Annotated in this window: 16 protein-coding genes and 2 pseudogenes; all 18 read left to right on the top strand. The window is 39.1% G+C overall.

The genetic code is table 11. The annotated features are described in order from the left end of the window. Positions 1–1,066 precede the first annotated feature (1,066 nt). The 18 genes and pseudogenes from UYI_RS0127725 (at position 1,067) to UYI_RS37825 (ending at position 16,449) form a co-directional block, all read left to right on the top strand. Complete coding sequence (locus tag UYI_RS0127725) at positions 1,067–1,474, top strand: hypothetical protein (RefSeq protein ID WP_016869945.1); 408 nt, start codon at positions 1,067–1,069, stop codon at positions 1,472–1,474. 81 nt (positions 1,475–1,555) lie between these two features. Then, positions 1,556–2,551, top strand: coding sequence for a beta-ketoacyl-ACP synthase III (locus UYI_RS0127720; RefSeq protein WP_016869944.1), 996 nt, complete (start codon positions 1,556–1,558; stop codon positions 2,549–2,551). 32 nt (positions 2,552–2,583) lie between these two features. Beyond that, positions 2,584–3,012 carry a holo-ACP synthase gene (locus UYI_RS34280; protein ID WP_016869943.1) on the top strand — a complete coding sequence of 143 codons (429 nt, stop codon included), beginning with the start codon at positions 2,584–2,586 and terminating at the stop codon, positions 3,010–3,012. 21 nt (positions 3,013–3,033) lie between these two features. Continuing rightward, positions 3,034–3,816: an alpha/beta hydrolase gene (locus tag UYI_RS34275; protein ID WP_016869942.1), complete on the top strand. Its 783-nt coding sequence runs from the start codon at positions 3,034–3,036 to the stop codon at positions 3,814–3,816. Between the two features lie 68 nt (positions 3,817–3,884). Then, the gene (locus UYI_RS33560) at positions 3,885–4,154 is read left to right on the top strand and encodes an acyl carrier protein (protein ID WP_016869941.1); all 270 of its coding nucleotides are present in this window, start codon (positions 3,885–3,887) and stop codon (positions 4,152–4,154) included. Beyond that, entirely contained in the window at positions 4,147–5,016 is an 870-nt protein-coding gene (locus UYI_RS0127700) for a Cof-type HAD-IIB family hydrolase (protein WP_016869940.1), read from the top strand. The genes UYI_RS33560 and UYI_RS0127700 overlap by 8 nt, the downstream gene beginning before the upstream one ends. After that, the gene (gene fabD / locus UYI_RS0127695) at positions 5,013–5,978 is read left to right on the top strand and encodes an ACP S-malonyltransferase (protein ID WP_016869939.1); all 966 of its coding nucleotides are present in this window, start codon (positions 5,013–5,015) and stop codon (positions 5,976–5,978) included. Before UYI_RS0127700 ends, fabD begins: the two co-directional genes overlap by 4 nt. 44 nt (positions 5,979–6,022) lie before the next feature. Further along, positions 6,023–7,639 (top strand): CARDB domain-containing protein, encoded by a 1,617-nt coding sequence (locus tag UYI_RS33555; RefSeq protein ID WP_016869938.1) that lies wholly within the window; start codon positions 6,023–6,025, stop codon positions 7,637–7,639. Between the two features lie 237 nt (positions 7,640–7,876). After that, the gene (locus UYI_RS0127685) at positions 7,877–9,070 is read left to right on the top strand and encodes an MFS transporter (RefSeq protein WP_016869937.1); all 1,194 of its coding nucleotides are present in this window, start codon (positions 7,877–7,879) and stop codon (positions 9,068–9,070) included. Positions 9,071–9,109: 39 nt separating this feature from the next. After that, positions 9,110–10,390: a phthiocerol/phthiodiolone dimycocerosyl transferase family protein gene (locus tag UYI_RS0127680; protein ID WP_016869936.1), complete on the top strand. Its 1,281-nt coding sequence runs from the start codon at positions 9,110–9,112 to the stop codon at positions 10,388–10,390. Positions 10,391–10,438: 48 nt separating this feature from the next. Then, a complete protein-coding gene (locus UYI_RS0127675) occupies positions 10,439–11,425 on the top strand; it encodes an aldo/keto reductase (protein WP_016869935.1) in 987 nt (328 codons plus the stop codon). An 88-nt stretch (positions 11,426–11,513) separates the two neighbouring features. Beyond that, positions 11,514–11,711: a hypothetical protein gene (locus tag UYI_RS39345; RefSeq protein ID WP_235148035.1), complete on the top strand. Its 198-nt coding sequence runs from the start codon at positions 11,514–11,516 to the stop codon at positions 11,709–11,711. Continuing rightward, positions 11,711–12,076 (top strand): hypothetical protein, encoded by a 366-nt coding sequence (locus UYI_RS33550; protein ID WP_235148034.1) that lies wholly within the window; start codon positions 11,711–11,713, stop codon positions 12,074–12,076. Before UYI_RS39345 ends, UYI_RS33550 begins: the two co-directional genes overlap by 1 nt. A gap of 44 nt (positions 12,077–12,120) precedes the next feature. Continuing rightward, entirely contained in the window at positions 12,121–13,197 is a 1,077-nt protein-coding gene (locus UYI_RS33545) for a WD40 repeat domain-containing protein (protein ID WP_016869934.1), read from the top strand. Positions 13,198–13,199: 2 nt separating this feature from the next. Continuing rightward, positions 13,200–13,907 (top strand): annotated as a pseudogene (locus UYI_RS35360) (phosphoketolase family protein); the annotation flags it as partial. 1 nt (position 13,908) lies between these two features. Then, positions 13,909–15,807 (top strand): annotated as a pseudogene (gene acs, locus UYI_RS33540) (acetate--CoA ligase); the annotation flags it as partial. Between the two features lie 58 nt (positions 15,808–15,865). Beyond that, complete coding sequence (locus UYI_RS0127655; protein ID WP_016869930.1) at positions 15,866–16,156, top strand: DUF1330 domain-containing protein; 291 nt, start codon at positions 15,866–15,868, stop codon at positions 16,154–16,156. A 131-nt stretch (positions 16,157–16,287) separates the two neighbouring features. Then, entirely contained in the window at positions 16,288–16,449 is a 162-nt protein-coding gene (locus UYI_RS37825; RefSeq protein ID WP_162140427.1) for a hypothetical protein, read from the top strand. Positions 16,450–16,599 lie beyond the last annotated feature (150 nt).

Raw genomic sequence — 16,599 nt, 5'->3', positions numbered from 1 at the left:
AAGCGATTTTTATCAGCGATCGCTTCCTTATTAATTAAAAACACTTATAAAAAGCGATCGCACATCATTCATAGCAATTTAAAAGTGAGTGAATTTTGTCGATGCGTCCATAAGTAGAAAGAAATTTATGTCCATTCATCTCATAATGCTTGCTAATGCCAAACAAATTGCTCATTTTACAAATGAACGTCGTTGGATTCTCCAGTTTCTTATTACTCCTTGCCAAAAATATTATCCTACTCTCCTAAATAGACCTGCGAAATTATGGGTTATTAATTGTTTTAATACTTTTTTAAGATATATCAATTGTTCAGTTTAGGATCTCAACCTTGACAATTTCTATTTTTATTCACTGTTTTTGTTATTTGAGAACAAGTATCCATCTTGAGAAGGATTTTTTTTTAAAACTTAATACTTTTCAAAAATCAGTTTTTTTAGAATCAGGGTATAATTTTTTACAAAATTTTTAATCTTCATCATGGGATTTTTGTTATCTTTTCGTAGAATTTGCACTAGTAATTACAATTTTTTTAAGTATAAAATTTAATTAATAATTTTAGCTAAATAATTTTAACCTAAATTTTAACCTGATAAGAAAAATAAATTAAGTATCATTGGAAACACAACATTAGGTATGTTCTTTTTTAAAGAATAAAGCTAATATCAATTTAGCTAACACGTTTTGATGTAGTTGCTAAATGCAGAAGCTTTAATTAGCAAGGATTTAGCTTGAAGCTGTCATTTATCTTATTAATTCTCAATCAGAGTTTACATAAGCAGCAATATCCGCATTTCTTACAAGCTCTGTGAGTGCGATTGTTAGAAGTTTTATCCAAAGAAACTTTTGGTCATTCTTGATGCTTAATAAATTTTGACAGAATATTGAATGGCTGATTTTGCTGTCAAAGTAGGTCATATAAATCCTTATGGAGTCTTGCTGAGAAATCCTGCCCACTATATTAATATTTCTGGTTAGCTTTTTGTTGATCTGTAGAAGCATTTATTTATATACCTGATCAAGATTCTGACAGCAATACAATCCTTGAGTAGAGATGTGAATAGTGATATGTTTGAACAAACACTAGATCTGGAAGTTTGCAATATTCAAAAAGCAGTAAATCTTCTCGGACTGAAACTTTCTGATACAGAATTGAATGAGTTAAAATCTGGCAAGAATATTTCTTTAGAAAGCAGAGGCTTAAGTGAAATTGGCTCCGTGTTCATTCTTGCAGAAGCTCTTTTAAGAACAAATCTAGTTACAGTTAAGAATGTAACTTTTTGCGATCTCCAAAAAGCTAAGGAAGAATTTTCGCAACATTCCGGTATTCCAATCTACTGTTGGGATTCTGAAACTGGTGATAAGTGCTGTCTTCTACTAACTTTAGTAGATGGTAAGCCTGTAATTAGGGTTTCATACTCTAACCAGGAAGCAAGTATCGCGATGGCTGTACCTCAAATAATACAGTCAGTTTGACACAATTTTGCTGTCAATACATAAGCATGTTTAGACAGCAATCCAAATCATAATCATTTGATATTTTCATAGGAGATATGTGTGATACCTATCAAATTGTCTGCTTTAGGAATCTACGTGCCTACTAAAGTCATGACAAACCACGATATAGCAAAAATCGTGGATACATCTGATGAGTGGATTAGAACCAGAACTGGGATCATTGAACGTCGGATTGCTGCTCCTGAAGAAAACACATCTACTTTAGCAACTGCTGCTGCAAGACAAGTCTTAAACAAGCATGGAATCGATCCATTGGCAATAGAAATGATTTTAGTGGCGACTATGATGCCAGATACTCCATTTCCATCAGTTGCTTGTAAAGTACAAAATAGTATAGGGGCAACTAATGCCTTTGCCTTTGATATCTCAGCAGCGTGTTCGGGATTTGTTTACGGTCTTGAAATAGCAGCACAATTCATCAAAACTGGTGCAGTTCGTAATGCCTTAGTTATAGGAGCAGAAGTTCTTTCCAGATGTATAGACTGGCAAGATCGTTCTACATGTGTTTTGTTTGGGGATGGCGCAGGAGCGGTTTTGCTTGAATCAGGACAGGAAAATTGTTTTTTGAGTTCTGTACTTCGTGCTGATGGTTCAGGTCAGGATCTATTATTTATGCCTGCTGGTGGAACTACACTGCCAGCATCAATTCAAACTGTCGAAAATAGGCAACACTTTTTGAAAATGAAAGGAAAAGAATTATTCCAAGCTGTAGTGCCTATAGTGTGTGATGCCATCATCGATACCTGCGAACAAGCAAAGATATCCATTGAAGACGTTCAGCTGATTGTTCCTCATCAGGCAAATTTTCATATTATTGAAGAAGTGGCTGTATTTCTGGGAATTCCATTTGAGCGTTTCATGTGTAACTTGCATAAATATGGGAATACATCTGCTGCTTCAATTCCACTAGCTTTATTTGATGCAGTTCAAGAAGGGAAAATTGTACCGGATGATTATGTAATGATGCTTGGGTTTGGAGCAGGACTGACTTGTGCAGCGAGTTTAATTCGCTGGGACAAATCCTTTGTTTGCTAAATAGTTGTTTACACATCAAAAATCGAATGTTTATGGAAGACAGGCTTTGTGCATCTTCTAGTGAGTCTTCTATCCAAATAAAGACTGGAATAGATATAGTCTGTATCAAAGATATACAAGAAATGATAGATGCACCAATAGGAGTCTGGCTTACAGAAAGAGAATGGAAGGATACTATAGCTCTTGCTCACGAAACTCATCGACTGCAACGACTAGCAGGTAAGTTTGCTTGCAAAGAAGCAATTTTAAAAGTTTTGGAAAGTAGTATTAGCGAGACTGAACTAGTAGATATAGAAGTTCTACACAATAGTTCTGGAAAACCAATTGTTTTTTTGCAAGGATCTGCTCTTTCGTATTGGATGAAAATGGCAGCCATTCATCTAGATGTGAGTATTAGTCATGAAAAAGATTTTGCAGTAGCGATCGCAGTAGCAATGTGCTGGAAGGATTGCAAAATTTAAGCATCATAAGAGGTATATCATATGCCAAAAATGGAAGCATTCGTATTTCAGAATCAGCGCGATCAAAATCTTGTTGGTGTTATGCATCACGGCCAAGGAGATCAACCAAGACCTTGCTTAATTACATGTCATGGTTTTGCTGGTACAAAAATTGGTGGAAGCCGAAGGTTTGTGGAATTTGCTCGTTATGCAACCAAATACAATCTCTCGGTATTTCGATTTGACTTTGCAGGTTCAGGTGATAGTGATGGTGATTTGGTAGACCTGACCTTGGATAGAGAATTAGAGGATTTACAAGCTGCGATCAATTTAGTTACGACAATAGATGGCGTTGACCCGAACAGAATCGGACTAGTTGGACATTGCTTGGGTGGAGTGAGTGTAATTCGAGAAAGCGCGAGAAACTCACAAATACATAAGACCGTAGCATGGGCCCCATTTACTGATTTATCAGGTGCTGTGTTGCGGCTGATTGGAGAAGATGCATTTTCTATACTGCAAGAGGGTGAAGAAGCAGAATTTATCTATCATGGCGAACTAATGCGATGTGGACCTGAAATTCTCAAGCAATCTTCCGAACTTGATATGCTCCAGGAAATTGCTCAACTCACCCAGCCTTTATTAATCATTCATGGTACTGAGGATGCCACTGTTCCATTACCAGAGATAGAAAAACTTGTAGAACAAGCACAAATGAATTTCCAGAATCCACCAAAGTTACAGATCATAGAAGGAGCGCATCATTCATTTCCATTTCATCAACAAGAACTGTTTGAGTTAACAGTCAATTGGTTTAACCACTAGAAATACCATATTTCAACATCAAGTTAATCGCTTAGTACTTCTCACGAGGATAGTAAAAGAGGAAGCTTATGATTGCAATCAATGATAAACATTCTAGTCAAGCCTCTTTTGAGGAATTCTGCAATGCAGTTGCCCAAAGACTTAACATCAACAAAGCTCAACTTCGTCCTGAATCTTCCTGGGTAGATGATGTCGGAATTTCTTCTGTAGATATCGTCAAAATTGTCATGTTAATACGTCAAAAATTTGGTGTGAAGATATCTACCACTCAAGCCGGAAAAATTAAAACTGTACAAGATGCTTACCAGTTTTTAGGAGCGGGAGTCAAGAATGATTAGTGCAGAGAACGTATATTTTCATAAGCTACATCAAATAACTTCTGGAAATAAGATTAGTTACTTTAGAATGGTAGCTTTTGATATGGATGGGACTTTACTAGATCCCCACCATCAACTTTCAGAACGTACAATTGCAGCTGTGAAAATGATTGCCAGAAAAGGCATAATTGTCTTATTGGCAACAGCTCGCATGGCCAGTGCTGTAAAAAATCATCTTGAAAAATTAGGAACGCCAGGTCTGATTGTTGCCCATAATGGAGCCTTAGTCAAAGATGTGAAAACAGGTGAAATTTATCATCACCAGACAATTCCAAAAGATGTAGTTGCAGCATTACTAAATTTGCTATCAGGACAGGAAACAATTATTCATTTTAATTGTGATGATCATATTTATCTGACAACTCCTAATCCTTATAGCGATCGCTATTCACAAGAATTGCAAGTTGCTCTGCAATATATCTCCTCATTAGAACAACTTGAAGAAACTCCCACAAGTATCTTAGTAATAGATACCAAAGATGTGCTAGAGCAATTATTAACGCAAGTATCTGCTCAATTACAAGGAAAAGTTGATTGCATATTAGTTCCTTGGCAAGGTAATATTTGGAGGATGCAGTTTTTACCTCCTAATACTTCCAAAGGCAAAGGAGTTTTGCAAGTCGCCAAACATTTGGGTATTGAACCAGAAGCAATTATCAGTTTTGGTGACAACTACAACGATATAGAAATGATTCAAAATGTGGGGCTAGGTATTGCAATGGGTAATGCAGTACCTGAACTTAAACAAGTGGCTGACTTTGTAACACTCTCTAACCGCGAAGATGGAGTAGCTTTGGCATTAGAAGCATTATTTGGGGTATGAAACAAATTAAGCAAGCTCGTTACGCACTAGTCTTCCCAGGACAAGGTTCTCAATATGTAGGAATGGGAAGAGAGATAGCTCAAGAGTTCCCATTAGCAGAGGAAATTTTCAAAGTTGCAGAACAGATTACCGATTTAACTATTCAAGACCTTTGCTTCTTTGGTTCTGAAGATGATTTGACGACAACCTCAATCACACAACCTTGCTTATTGACAACGAGCATAGCATTACACACTGTCTTTCAAATACATTTTCCTGTTAATCCAGATTTTATTTGTGGACACAGTGCTGGAGAATATGCTGCTTTGATTGCTGCTGGTGTACTCTCTTTCTCTGATGCTATGCGTTTGATTCAGCTTAGAAGCTCTTTGATGTCAAAGATGCAAAAGGGCGGTATGGTAGCTCTGAAAGGAGTAACCTTACAGGAAGTAGAAAGGTTGTGTGCAAAGGCTGTTCAATCAGATGGTGTATTAGTTCCTGCTAACTTAAATTCACCAGAGCAAATAGTGATTTCTGGAGATGATAATTCTGTAGAAGCAGCAATTCTATGTGCCTTTGAAAATAATATCAAGGCTATTCCTTTGCCTGTTTCAGGAGCATTTCATTCTCCTTTGATGCAAGAAGCTGCCCAAGAATTTGCTGATGAGATTCGTAATGTGCAATTTCGTAATGCAACTATACCTGTGATCTCGAATGTTACAGCCCAGCCAGTTATTAACGGTTATGAATGGGCAAACTTGTTGAAGCAACAAATGACTTCTGCTGTTCTGTGGGAGGCTTCAATACGTTACATTCATCAACAAGGAATTGAAATTTTTGTTGAGATCGGCCCGGGGCAAGTATTATCCAAGTTAATTAGCAAAATTGTTCCGTCTGCTTTGATTTTGAATGTTGAAGATATTAATTCATTGCAGACAACAGTTGACCAGATGAAAGAAGTTTTTGGAGCTAAATCGATTTGACGATCAAAAGCTGCTTTATTCACATTTCATAGGAGGATCTTTCAATGACTTCAAACAATATTGCTTTATCTCCAGACTTAACAATCCAAATTGAAAATATAGATTCACCCGGACTGTTTCCTCAAGAACAGGGATTAGTTCGTGTTGTTGTCACAAATGAAGGTGAGGGACAATTTGCAGGACCTTTAGATATTAATCTCTATGCATCTATAGACTCAGATTTAGATTCACCTTTAAATGAAGGGAATTTAGTCGGTGAAGATGAGTTACTAGGTAGTGTAGATTCTGTTTTAGTTAACTTATCGCCTGGAGAATCCCAAGAATTTACTATAGACTTCGCAGGATCTGAAGTTCGTAACCCCTCTGTTGTTGCACCTGGTTCTTACTATTTGATTGCTGGAGTTGAAGCAGCCAATTACGTTGCTGAAAGCAATACGGAAAATAATTTAGGCAGTACACATGTTTCTGTAAATAATAGCGATGTTGTCATCGATTGGAATGCAACCGCTTTAAATGCAGTACAAAATACTCGAAAGTTTGCTCCAATAGCAGCACGTGATTTGGCGATCGTTCATGCGGCAATATACGATGCAGTCAATGCTATAGATCGCAGCTACGATCCTTATCTTGTGAGCGTGGAGGAATCTGTCGCTGAGGGTGCTTCCCTTGAAGCAGCAGCAGCAGCAGCAGCATATACTGCCTTAGTTGATCTGTTCCCAACTCAAACAGCTGAATTCGACCTCCAGTTCAAAAGATCGCTGGCAGAAATCCCTGATGATGCTGCAAAACTCAAAGGTATTGAGTTAGGAACATACGTTGCTGAGGAAATATTAGAAATTCGCAGTACAGATGGTGCAGATATTTATTCAGGGGGTTTCTACGAGCCAGGAACCGAAGCTGGTGAATGGCGACCAACGCCTCCTAATTACTTACCAGCAGGATTTTCGGAGTGGGGTAAAGTTACTCCCTTTGTTATACCTTCAGTTGATGACTACTTGGGCGAGGGTTTCCCAGAGTTGACAAGCGAACAATATGCAGCAGAGATTAATGAAACCAAGGCTTTAGGTAGTGTTGATAGCACATTACGTACAGATGACCAAACAGAAATTGCCAAATTCTGGTCTTTTGATCGCATAGATAGCTTTGGAGTCACGGGTTTTTGGAACCAAATTGCAGAAGAGATTGCTATTCAGCAGGATAATACATTAGTGGAAAATGCCCGCTTATTTGCACTGCTCAACTTTGGACAAGCTGATTCAGGTATTGCCGTCTTAGCATCCAAGTACAATTTTGGTCTATGGCGGCCAGTGACTGCAATTCGGGAAGCTGATAATGATGGCAATCCAGATACTGTTGGCGATCCAGAATGGATGCCACTGTTAACAACTCCACCTAATCCTGAATATTTAGCAGGACATTCTATAGGTGCTGGTGCAGCTGTGGAAGTTTTAACTGACTTTTTTGGTGAGGATTTTAATTTCACCATTACTTCACCAGAAACACCAGGTATATCTCGGTCATACGGTAGCTTCTATGAGGCTGGTGTTGAAGATAGTTTAAGTCGCATCTACGGTGGAGTACATTACCCAACTAGTGCCAATGAATCTTTCACATTGGGATTAAATTTAGGTAATTACGTTGTCAACAATGCTTTAGTGTAGTCAAAATTAGTACATACTTCCGATATGTGAGGTATGTACTACAATTTTTCATTAATTTGTAGCGAATTCTATACGATAAAACTCTGCTACCTGGTGGGATGAATTCAGGTTTCTGGGGCATTTAAAAGCGCTACAATTTTACGCAAATATGTAGTAATAATTACAATTTACCTGAGTATTGAGCCGAATTTAACGATGTTGAAGATTAAATAATTCAGGTATTTAAATTGACAACCAATGTACAAACATCGCCGAATTTTCACACCTGCACTCAATGTCCCGTTGGTGATAACTGTTCTATCAGTTTGTGCTTTACTTGTACTGTCCCAACTTTACTTGGCAATTCCTTTAATTCCAGTTATTCGCGAATATTTTCATATATCTCCAATCGCAGCAACATGGATTGCAAGTACATTTGGTTTTGCATATGCTTTTGGTTTTTTGATATTTGGTCCTCTTTGTGACCGATTTGGTTGCAAAGTATTACTAGTTCCTGGACTAGCAATGCTAGCTTTGATAACTATTGCTGTGGGTGCAAGTCCCTCTTTTGATTTCCTGATTAAATTTCGGACTTTGCAAGGATTTCTGGCTGCAACATTTGCACCAATCGCTTTAGTTTATGTCAGTGAAGTTTTACCTGTATCAACTCGTGCTACTGGTATTGCTTGCGTGAGTACAGGATTTCTTTTAGCTGGTATCGTAGGGCAAGTGTATGCAAGTCTAGTAATTTTAACCTATGGCTGGCGTTGGATATTTTGGTTTTTAGCGATCGCTTACACTGTAGCTGCTTTTATTGTTGCTTATCGATTTCCTGATAGTGTAACCAAAAAGTCTGCTACCAGCGTTCTCAGTGTTTACAAAAATATGATATTCCTCTTGAAATCGCATCGACTTCTTGCTGCCTATACAGCAGCTTTCATGGTTCTCCTCAGCTTTGTATCAATGTACAGTGGATTGGAACCACATCTAGTTAGTCGATATGGAATTAGCCAAAACAATCTTTTGTTTATTCGGATGGCTGGTATTCCTGGAATGCTACTAGCTCCATTTACTAGTAGTTTTATCAAGCGATGGGGAAGCAAAAATGTAGTCCTGACAGGACTTGTGCTTGCATCTGTTGGTTTAGCTTTAGAAGCTATTTCTGGTCAACTATTCATTCTAGTACTTTCAAGTAGTATCTTTGTTACAGGTATATCTGCAATCATGCCATCCTTGATTGCCCTTGTAGGTTCTATTGCTACTGGAGCCAGTGGTTCTGCACTCGCTTTATACACATTTGTGCTTTTTATCGGTGCTAGTTTTGGCCCTTTAGTAACTAACCTTTTAAATCCTATTGGTTTTTCTGGTTTGTGTGCAATTCTAGCTCTCTTCTTATTGATCACAGCATTTATTATCAATATCAATATACAGGGAACTACACAAATTGGGTAAATGGTTAAGCCATGACGCATTTAACCTTACGGAGGTTTTATGAACCGTTTATTAGGAGCCTCAGAACAAACACTATCTTTACTAGCTCAGACTAAACCAATAAACGTTGTTCTTTGTGCAACTATTACAGGAGCAATCACTACTAAACAACTCAATGCAGCTTTGGCTTGGGTTCAACAGCGACATCCACTGCTGAAGGTAAAAGTTGTAGACGAAAACTCAGAGCATCCACGATTTGTATCAGAAGGAGTTGCTAGTATTCCACTGCAAGTCATTGAACGCCAAGGAGAAGGACATTGGTGTCTGGAGGTGCAAGAAGAACTTTCTCGTCCTTTTTCTAGGACTGATGATCCTCTAGTACGTGTGATTTGTCTGCAATCTCCTAGTATTTCTGAGCTTATTGTCAGCTTTGACCATTGTATTGGTGATGGCTTATCAGGAGTTTACTTATTAAGAGATATCTTGTACTATCTTAGTGAACTTGACATAAATTACCTGCCACAGCAGCGAGAATTACCTTCCTGTGAAGAGCTAATTCCTTTAAAAGACACTAGTGATCAATTCATTGGAACAAGATATCCTATCAATCAAGAGAATTCCACAATCTTTGAACAAAAATTATCTATTTCTCAAAACAGTATTTATGAAAAACAAAATTATCTAATTTACTGGTGTTTTTTACCAGAGGAAACTGCTAAATTAATCTCGTACTGTCGCAAAGAGGAAATTAGCGTTCATAGTATAATATGTGCATCATACCTCTTAGCAATTGCTAATGAAATGAAGTTGGCAGACGATGCAATTCTCAAATGTATGTCTCCGATTAACCTTAGAAATTACCTTGTACCACAAGTAGGTGAAGATTTTGGAACATACTATACTCGTGAAGTCACTTACCATCGAATTAGAGATACAAGTAATTTATGCAATGTAGCTAGAGATGTTAAACGTCAGCTCAAACAGGTAATGGCAAGTAACAAGATATTCAATCATCTGTTAGAAGTAAAAGCTTTTTTATCTACCAAGCCTGACGCATTGAAGTTACGAAAATATTTGAAAGGATTGATAGGTTCAGATCTAACTGTCACCAATTTAGGTCGCTTAGATTTTCCAGTGCAGTTTGGTTCACTGCACTTGCAGCAACTTTATATAACAGTAGCAGGAATTGCCCCAATTATTGTAGGAGCAGTCACATTGGGGGGTAAGATGTTTGTTACCTGTCGCAATTTAGAGACGATAGTACCGCAAGCTTACGCTCAAAGAATTAATCAGCAAGCAATCCAGCAACTCCGTGAAGCAGTCATTACATATCACAGCTAAACTTTTCTACTTTCTTTTCTTTTTTGGGACTTAGATACTAGAGAAAAAATGAAAAAGCGGAAACTTGGTAATCAAGGATTGATTGTTTCAGAACTGGGTTTAGGATGCATGGGGATGTCAGAATACTATGGTTCCCGTGATGAAAAAGAAGCAATTGCAACTATTCACCGTTCCCTAGACTTAGGTTTAAACTTTATAGACACAGCAGATGCTTATGGAATTGGTCATAATGAAGAACTAATCGCAAAAGTAATCCGAGAACATCGCCAGCAAGTGGTCTTAGCAACCAAATTCGGTATTCTGCGGGGAAAAGACGGTAGTATTGCTGAGATTAATGGTAGACCTGAATATGTGCGTTTTGCTTGTGAGGCTAGCCTGCGTCGTCTTGGTGTAGAAGAAATCGATTTGTATTATCAGCACCGCGTTGACCCCAATACACCTATAGAGGAAACCGTAGGTGCAATGGCACAGTTAGTGCAAGAGGGCAAAGTTCGCTTTCTCGGTCTTTCAGAAGCTGCTGCTCAAACGGTTCGACGCGCTCATGCTATTCATCCAATCACCGCATTGCAGAATGAGTATTCTTTGTGGTGTCGCGATGTTGAAGCTGAAATTTTACCTACCTGTCGGGAACTAGGAATTGGACTAGTCGCTTTTAGTCCACTAGGTCGCGGCTTTTTCACAAGTCAAATTAAAAATATTGATAACTTGGCAGAGGATGATTTACGGCGGCGTTTGCCACGTTTTCAAGATGAAAACTTTCAACAGAATCTTATATTTTTGAAGCGTATTGAGGCGATCGCTCAAGAAAAAGGTTGCCAACCTTCACAACTTGCCTTAGCTTGGCTGCTAGCACAAGGAGAGGATATTGTTCCAATACCCGGAACTAAGCGACGAACTCATTTAGAAGAAAATTTTGGTGCTTTAGAAATACAACTGACTGTAGATGACCTACAACGTATTGATCAGGTAGCACCGCAGGGTGTTGCAGCTGGTATGCGTTATCCAGAGGCTTTAATGCGTACAGTTAACCTCTGAATCAATTTTTCGGACTTACGCTTTGACATCTAAATTTGTAGTGCAAGTTCTACGACCTCATTTTGTAAAAATAAGGAGAATATTTAGTATGAGTATGGATATAGCATCATTAGCCAATAACCTTGGATTCTTGGCATTAGTTAGCTATATTGTCACATTGCTGCCTACGATTCTAAAAATCGTTTTTCCTCAAACAAAAGCAACTGGCCTACCTCAATTGCTGCTGAAACATCGGCGTCTGATTGGTATTCTTGCTTTTTTTTTGCCTTGGGACATGGATTCCTAATGGTAAAAAAAAGGAATTTTGATGCTTTTGATCCAAAGACATATTTAATTTATTTTCAGGGGACAATCACTTTGATAATTTTTACACTTCTGGCTATCACCTCTAACAACTGGAGTGTGAAGAAACTGAAGAAAAATTGGAAAAAATTGCATCAACTGACTTACCTAGCTACATTTCTTTTGACATGGCATATTTGGGATAAAATGTCAGGCCATTGGACATATTTAACACCTGTTGGAATTGTGGGTTCTACCACGATAATAATTTTACTGCTGATTAGACTTTGGATTGAGTACCAAGAGCAACCACAAAAAACAAAGGAAAAAATATCTCAAACAAAGTTACCGGCAAACACTATAAGATAGCATGATTAACCATTGCATAGATTCTGAAAATGGAGCGCCTCTGTATGGTGTTAAAGCCAAATTACTATACAGTTTCACTAGCCTTGGCAATAACGGCAATGGCAGCTAGTCTTGGAATCTACTCATCTAAATTGTTTTCAAAATCAGAAACAATCACGCTAGCCTCTAACTCTGATCTAACTACTCAATCTTTTAGTACCTTCAAAAGTCATTCAGTATGGGTTTATGCACTCGCCTTCTACCCAGATGGTAAGACTTTAGTTAGTGGTAGTTATGATGGCACGATCAAAATTTGGAACCTGCATAGTGGTAAATTACTTCGCACTTTCAAAGCACATACCGATGCAATTGAATCTCTTGCTATCAGTCCCGATGGTAATATACTTGCTAGTAGTAGCTGGGATAATCGGATTAAGTTATGGAATTTGCAAACAGGGACTCTGATTAGTACCCTTGCAGGGCATACAGATGATGTGAAAGCGATCGCCATTAGCCCGAATGGAAAACTACTTGCCAGTGGTAGTACCGACAAGACTATACGGCTGTGGGACTTAAACACTGGCAAACAACTCTCCGCCTTTGAGGATGAAGACTGGGTAAGGTCTGTGGCTTTTAGTCCTCAAGGTATTACCCTAGCTAGTGGCAATGAAAGTGGTAGCATCAAGATTTGGCAGTTACCCTCTCGCAAAGTGTTGCATGTACTAGCAGGGCATTCAGGAAGAGTGAGATCGCTTGCCTTTAGTTCTGACGGACAGACTTTAGCCAGTGGTAGTGCTGATAAAACTATCAAGCTATGGCACATTACCAATGGCAGAACATTATGCTCAGTTGTAGGGCATTCGGCAGAAGTATTATCAGTGGACTTTAGCTCAGACCAGCAAACTCTTGCCAGTAGTAGCTATGACAAAACAATCAAACTATGGCATGTACCCACTGGTGAATTGCTGAACAATTTGACAGAGCATTCTAAACCCGTTTGGTCAGTTGCTTTTAGTCCTCAAGGTAAGACCTTAGCTAGTGGTAGTGGAGACGAAACAATTAAACTTTGGCGTATACCGATTGCCAAACAACCTCTCAGTTCGACTTTATCCATTTGTAGCAATTCAGTAAACAGGTATTAAGTATGGTTAGTTTGATAGGTTCCGCAATTCAACAAGATGCTCTAACTGTTGAAGAACTAGACAAGATGAACGCTTACTGGCGTGCAACTAATTATCTTTCAGTCGGACAAATTTATCTTTTAGATAACCCACTACTCAAAGAGCCGTTGCGATTAGAGCATATTAAGCCCAGACTACTTGGTCATTGGGGTACTACTCCCGGTCTTAACTTCATCTATGTGCATTGCAACCGTATCATCAAGAAGTATGATCTGAACGTGATTTATATAGCTGGCCCTGGTCATGGTGGTCCTGCTTTGGTTGCCAACACCTATTTAGAAGGAACATACAGTGAATTTTACCCCAACGTTTCCCAAGATGCCGAAGGGATGAAGCGGTTGTTCAAACAATTCTCTTTTCCTGGTGGTATTCCCAGCCACGTTGCTCCTGAAATTCCTGGTTCCATTCATGAAGGTGGTGAACTTGGTTATTCTCTCGTTCACGCCTATGGTGCTGCTTTCGATAATCCTGATCTAATTGTTTGCTGCGTAATTGGTGACGGAGAAGCAGAAACAGGTCCGCTTGCTGCTAGTTGGCACAGCAACAAGTTCCTGAATCCTACACATGACGGAGCCGTTTTACCAATCTTGCACTTAAATGGGTACAAAATTGCTAATCCAACGATATTTGCCCGCATGAGTGATCAGGAACTAGAAAATTTATTTATTGGCTAAAAGCTTGGCAGATTATCAGCACCTCTACAACAAAGCTAAAGCCCATCCTGAACAATTCTGGGCAGAATTAGCAGAACAAGAATTAAACTGGTTTGCGAAGTGGGACAAAGTTTTAGATTGGCAACCACCGTTTGCCAAGTGGTTTGTGAACGGTAAAATAAATATTTCTTACAATTGTCTTGACAGACATTTAACTACTTGGCGCAAAAATAAAGCCGCGATCATTTGGGAAGGAGAACCAGGAGACTCACGCACCCTCACCTACGCCCAACTACATCGGGAAGTGTGTCAATTTGCCAATGTCCTCAAACAATTGGGAGTACAAAAAGGCGATCGCGTTGGTATTTATATGCCGATGATTCCCGAAGCTGCGATCGCGATGTTAGCCTGTGCGAGAATTGGCGCACCCCACAGTGTTGTCTTTGGTGGTTTTAGTGCGGAAGCTTTACGGGATAGATTAATTGACGCCCAAGCCAAATTAGTGATCACTGCTGATGGTGGTTGGCGTAAAGATGCGATTGTACCTCTTAAAGAGCGAGTAGACCAAGCCCTCGCTAATAATGCTGTGCCTACAGTGCAAAGTGTCCTAGTTGTCGAGCGTACCAGGCAAAAAATTCATATGGAACCAGGACGTGACAATTGGTGGCATGATTTGCAAAAGAGTGTATCAACAGACTGTCCGGCTGAACAAATGGACAGTGAAGATATGCTATTTATTCTTTAAACTTCTGGGAGTACTCGTAAACCCAAAGGTGTTGTGCATACACATAGTGGTTATAACTTATACACACATATCACCACTAAATGGATCTTTGACCTTCAAGAGAAAGATGTACACTGGTGTACTGCTGATATAGGTTGGATTACCGGACATAGCTATATTGTTTCTGGCCCCTTATCTAATGGCACAACAACAGTCATGTATGAAGGTGCACCCCGTTCCTCCAACCCTGGTTGTTTTTGGGACATTATAGAGAAATATGGAGTAACAATTTTTTATACTGCACCTACTGCCATTCGTACCTTTATCAAAATGGGTGAACATTTGCCCCAAACGCGAAACCTGTCTTCTTTGCGCTTGTTGGGAACTGTAGGTGAACCAATTAACCCAGAAGCTTGGATGTGGTATTACAAAGTGATCGGTGGCGATCGCTGTCCAATTGTCGATACTTGGTGGCAAACAGAAACTGGTGGAATAATGATTACACCACTACCTGGTGCTATCTCTACTAAACCTGGTTCAGCAACTCGTCCTTTCCCAGGAATTTTAGCTGATGTGGTGGATTTAGAAGGTAACTCAGTAAAAGACAACGAAGGTGCTTATTTAGTTATTCGCTATCCTTGGCCTGGCATGATGCGAACAATATATGGCGATCCAGAACGCTTTCGACGTAATTATTGGGAATATATTCCCCCGAAAGATGAACAGTATGTCTACTTTGCTGGTGATGGTGCAAGACGTGATGAAGAAGGGTACTTCTGGATCATGGGAAGAGTAGACGATGTCATTAATGTATCAGGTCATCGTCTCGGCACAATGGAAGTAGAATCAGCCCTAGTATCTCACCCAGCAGTGGTTAAAGCAGCCGTGGTCAGCAAACTAGATGAACTTAAAGGTGAAGATATTGTAGCTTTCATTACTTTAGAAAGTAAGTACATATCTAGTGAAGAACTGAGTCAAGAACTAAAACAGCATGTTGTCAAAGAGATAGGAGCGATCGCTCGTCCTGGGGAAATTCGCTTTACGGACACTTTGCCAAAAACGCGGTCGGGTAAAATCATGCGGCGGTTGCTGAAATCAATAGTGACTGGACAGGAAATATCTGGTGATACCTCAACCTTGGAAGATCGCAGCGTTTTAGAAAAGCTCCGAGAAACAAAAGTATCAAATCTTTAGCAAGAGTCACTCAAAGCTTGATCGCTTGAAGTCCATAATTACCAAAGAGGAAAAGTAAATGGTTTATGTACTTGCCATACTAACACCTAATCCTGACGAACCAGAAGCTCTAGAAAATTACAAAAGACAAGCTAAAATCATTCGCGATGAGTATGGAGCAGAACTGGTTTTACGTCTGAATGTCAAAGAACAATTGCTAGGCTCTTTTGAAGGAGAATCTATTCGGATATTAAAGTTTCCTTCTGCTGATCACGTACGCAAGTGGTTAACAGACCCTCGTTATTTGGAGACAGTACCATTGCGAGAGCGAGGTTATCGCCAAGTAACTATTACTCTTTTAGAAGAGTGACTCGGAAGGAAAACTCATTGGCATTGGTGTGGTCAAAAGTAGTTGGTTGAGTGCGATCGCTTAATCTGAAGTTCCCCCAGTAAATATACTTATATAGATTCAAAACCTTATTATCATAATGGTTTTAATTGTTGAATGAAATTTGTGTAGCCATGTACTGGATTGATGCCCCAAAGCGATCGCCAATTATATTGAATCAACAATGTTCTGCGTTATCAACAAAACGGCTATTGCTTAGACAAGTCATCGAAGCGAAAAAATTTGCCAAGGCTGGCAAATTTTTAAACGTTTAAACCCAGACATGGGTACATAACCCTCTTTTGTCACTCTAGGCAGAGGAAAAGTAGAAATCAGGGTGAGTCAGAAATATAAAAATTGGAGAGGTCAGCTTAGAAATAACCTAGCGTGGCAAAACTTACTAGAGAGGAGCAGAAATCCTGTTA

The organism is Fischerella muscicola PCC 7414, from assembly GCF_000317205.1.
Taxonomy (GTDB): domain Bacteria; phylum Cyanobacteriota; class Cyanobacteriia; order Cyanobacteriales; family Nostocaceae; genus Fischerella; species Fischerella muscicola.
The sequence above is the reverse complement of the archived record's forward strand: the minus strand, read 5'-3'. Positions and strand labels throughout refer to the sequence as shown.

What these genes read in the sequence shown, in the direction of transcription:
- UYI_RS0127725 (WP_016869945.1), top strand. Translation starts at nt 1,067, where the DNA reads ATGTTTGAACAAACACTAGATCTGGAAGTTTGCAATATTCAAAAAGCA.
- UYI_RS34280 (WP_016869943.1), top strand. Translation starts at nt 2,584, where the DNA reads ATGGAAGACAGGCTTTGTGCATCTTCTAGTGAGTCTTCTATCCAAATA.
- UYI_RS34275 (WP_016869942.1), top strand. Translation starts at nt 3,034, where the DNA reads ATGCCAAAAATGGAAGCATTCGTATTTCAGAATCAGCGCGATCAAAAT.
- UYI_RS33560 (WP_016869941.1), top strand. Translation starts at nt 3,885, where the DNA reads ATGATTGCAATCAATGATAAACATTCTAGTCAAGCCTCTTTTGAGGAA.
- UYI_RS0127700 (WP_016869940.1), top strand. Translation starts at nt 4,147, where the DNA reads ATGATTAGTGCAGAGAACGTATATTTTCATAAGCTACATCAAATAACT.
- fabD (WP_016869939.1), top strand. Translation starts at nt 5,013, where the DNA reads ATGAAACAAATTAAGCAAGCTCGTTACGCACTAGTCTTCCCAGGACAA.
- UYI_RS33555 (WP_016869938.1), top strand. Translation starts at nt 6,023, where the DNA reads ATGACTTCAAACAATATTGCTTTATCTCCAGACTTAACAATCCAAATT.
- UYI_RS0127685 (WP_016869937.1), top strand. Translation starts at nt 7,877, where the DNA reads ATGTACAAACATCGCCGAATTTTCACACCTGCACTCAATGTCCCGTTG.
- UYI_RS0127680 (WP_016869936.1), top strand. Translation starts at nt 9,110, where the DNA reads ATGAACCGTTTATTAGGAGCCTCAGAACAAACACTATCTTTACTAGCT.
- UYI_RS0127675 (WP_016869935.1), top strand. Translation starts at nt 10,439, where the DNA reads ATGAAAAAGCGGAAACTTGGTAATCAAGGATTGATTGTTTCAGAACTG.
- UYI_RS39345 (WP_235148035.1), top strand. Translation starts at nt 11,514, where the DNA reads ATGAGTATGGATATAGCATCATTAGCCAATAACCTTGGATTCTTGGCA.
- UYI_RS33550 (WP_235148034.1), top strand. Translation starts at nt 11,711, where the DNA reads ATGGTAAAAAAAAGGAATTTTGATGCTTTTGATCCAAAGACATATTTA.
- UYI_RS33545 (WP_016869934.1), top strand. Translation starts at nt 12,121, where the DNA reads ATGGTGTTAAAGCCAAATTACTATACAGTTTCACTAGCCTTGGCAATA.
- UYI_RS0127655 (WP_016869930.1), top strand. Translation starts at nt 15,866, where the DNA reads ATGGTTTATGTACTTGCCATACTAACACCTAATCCTGACGAACCAGAA.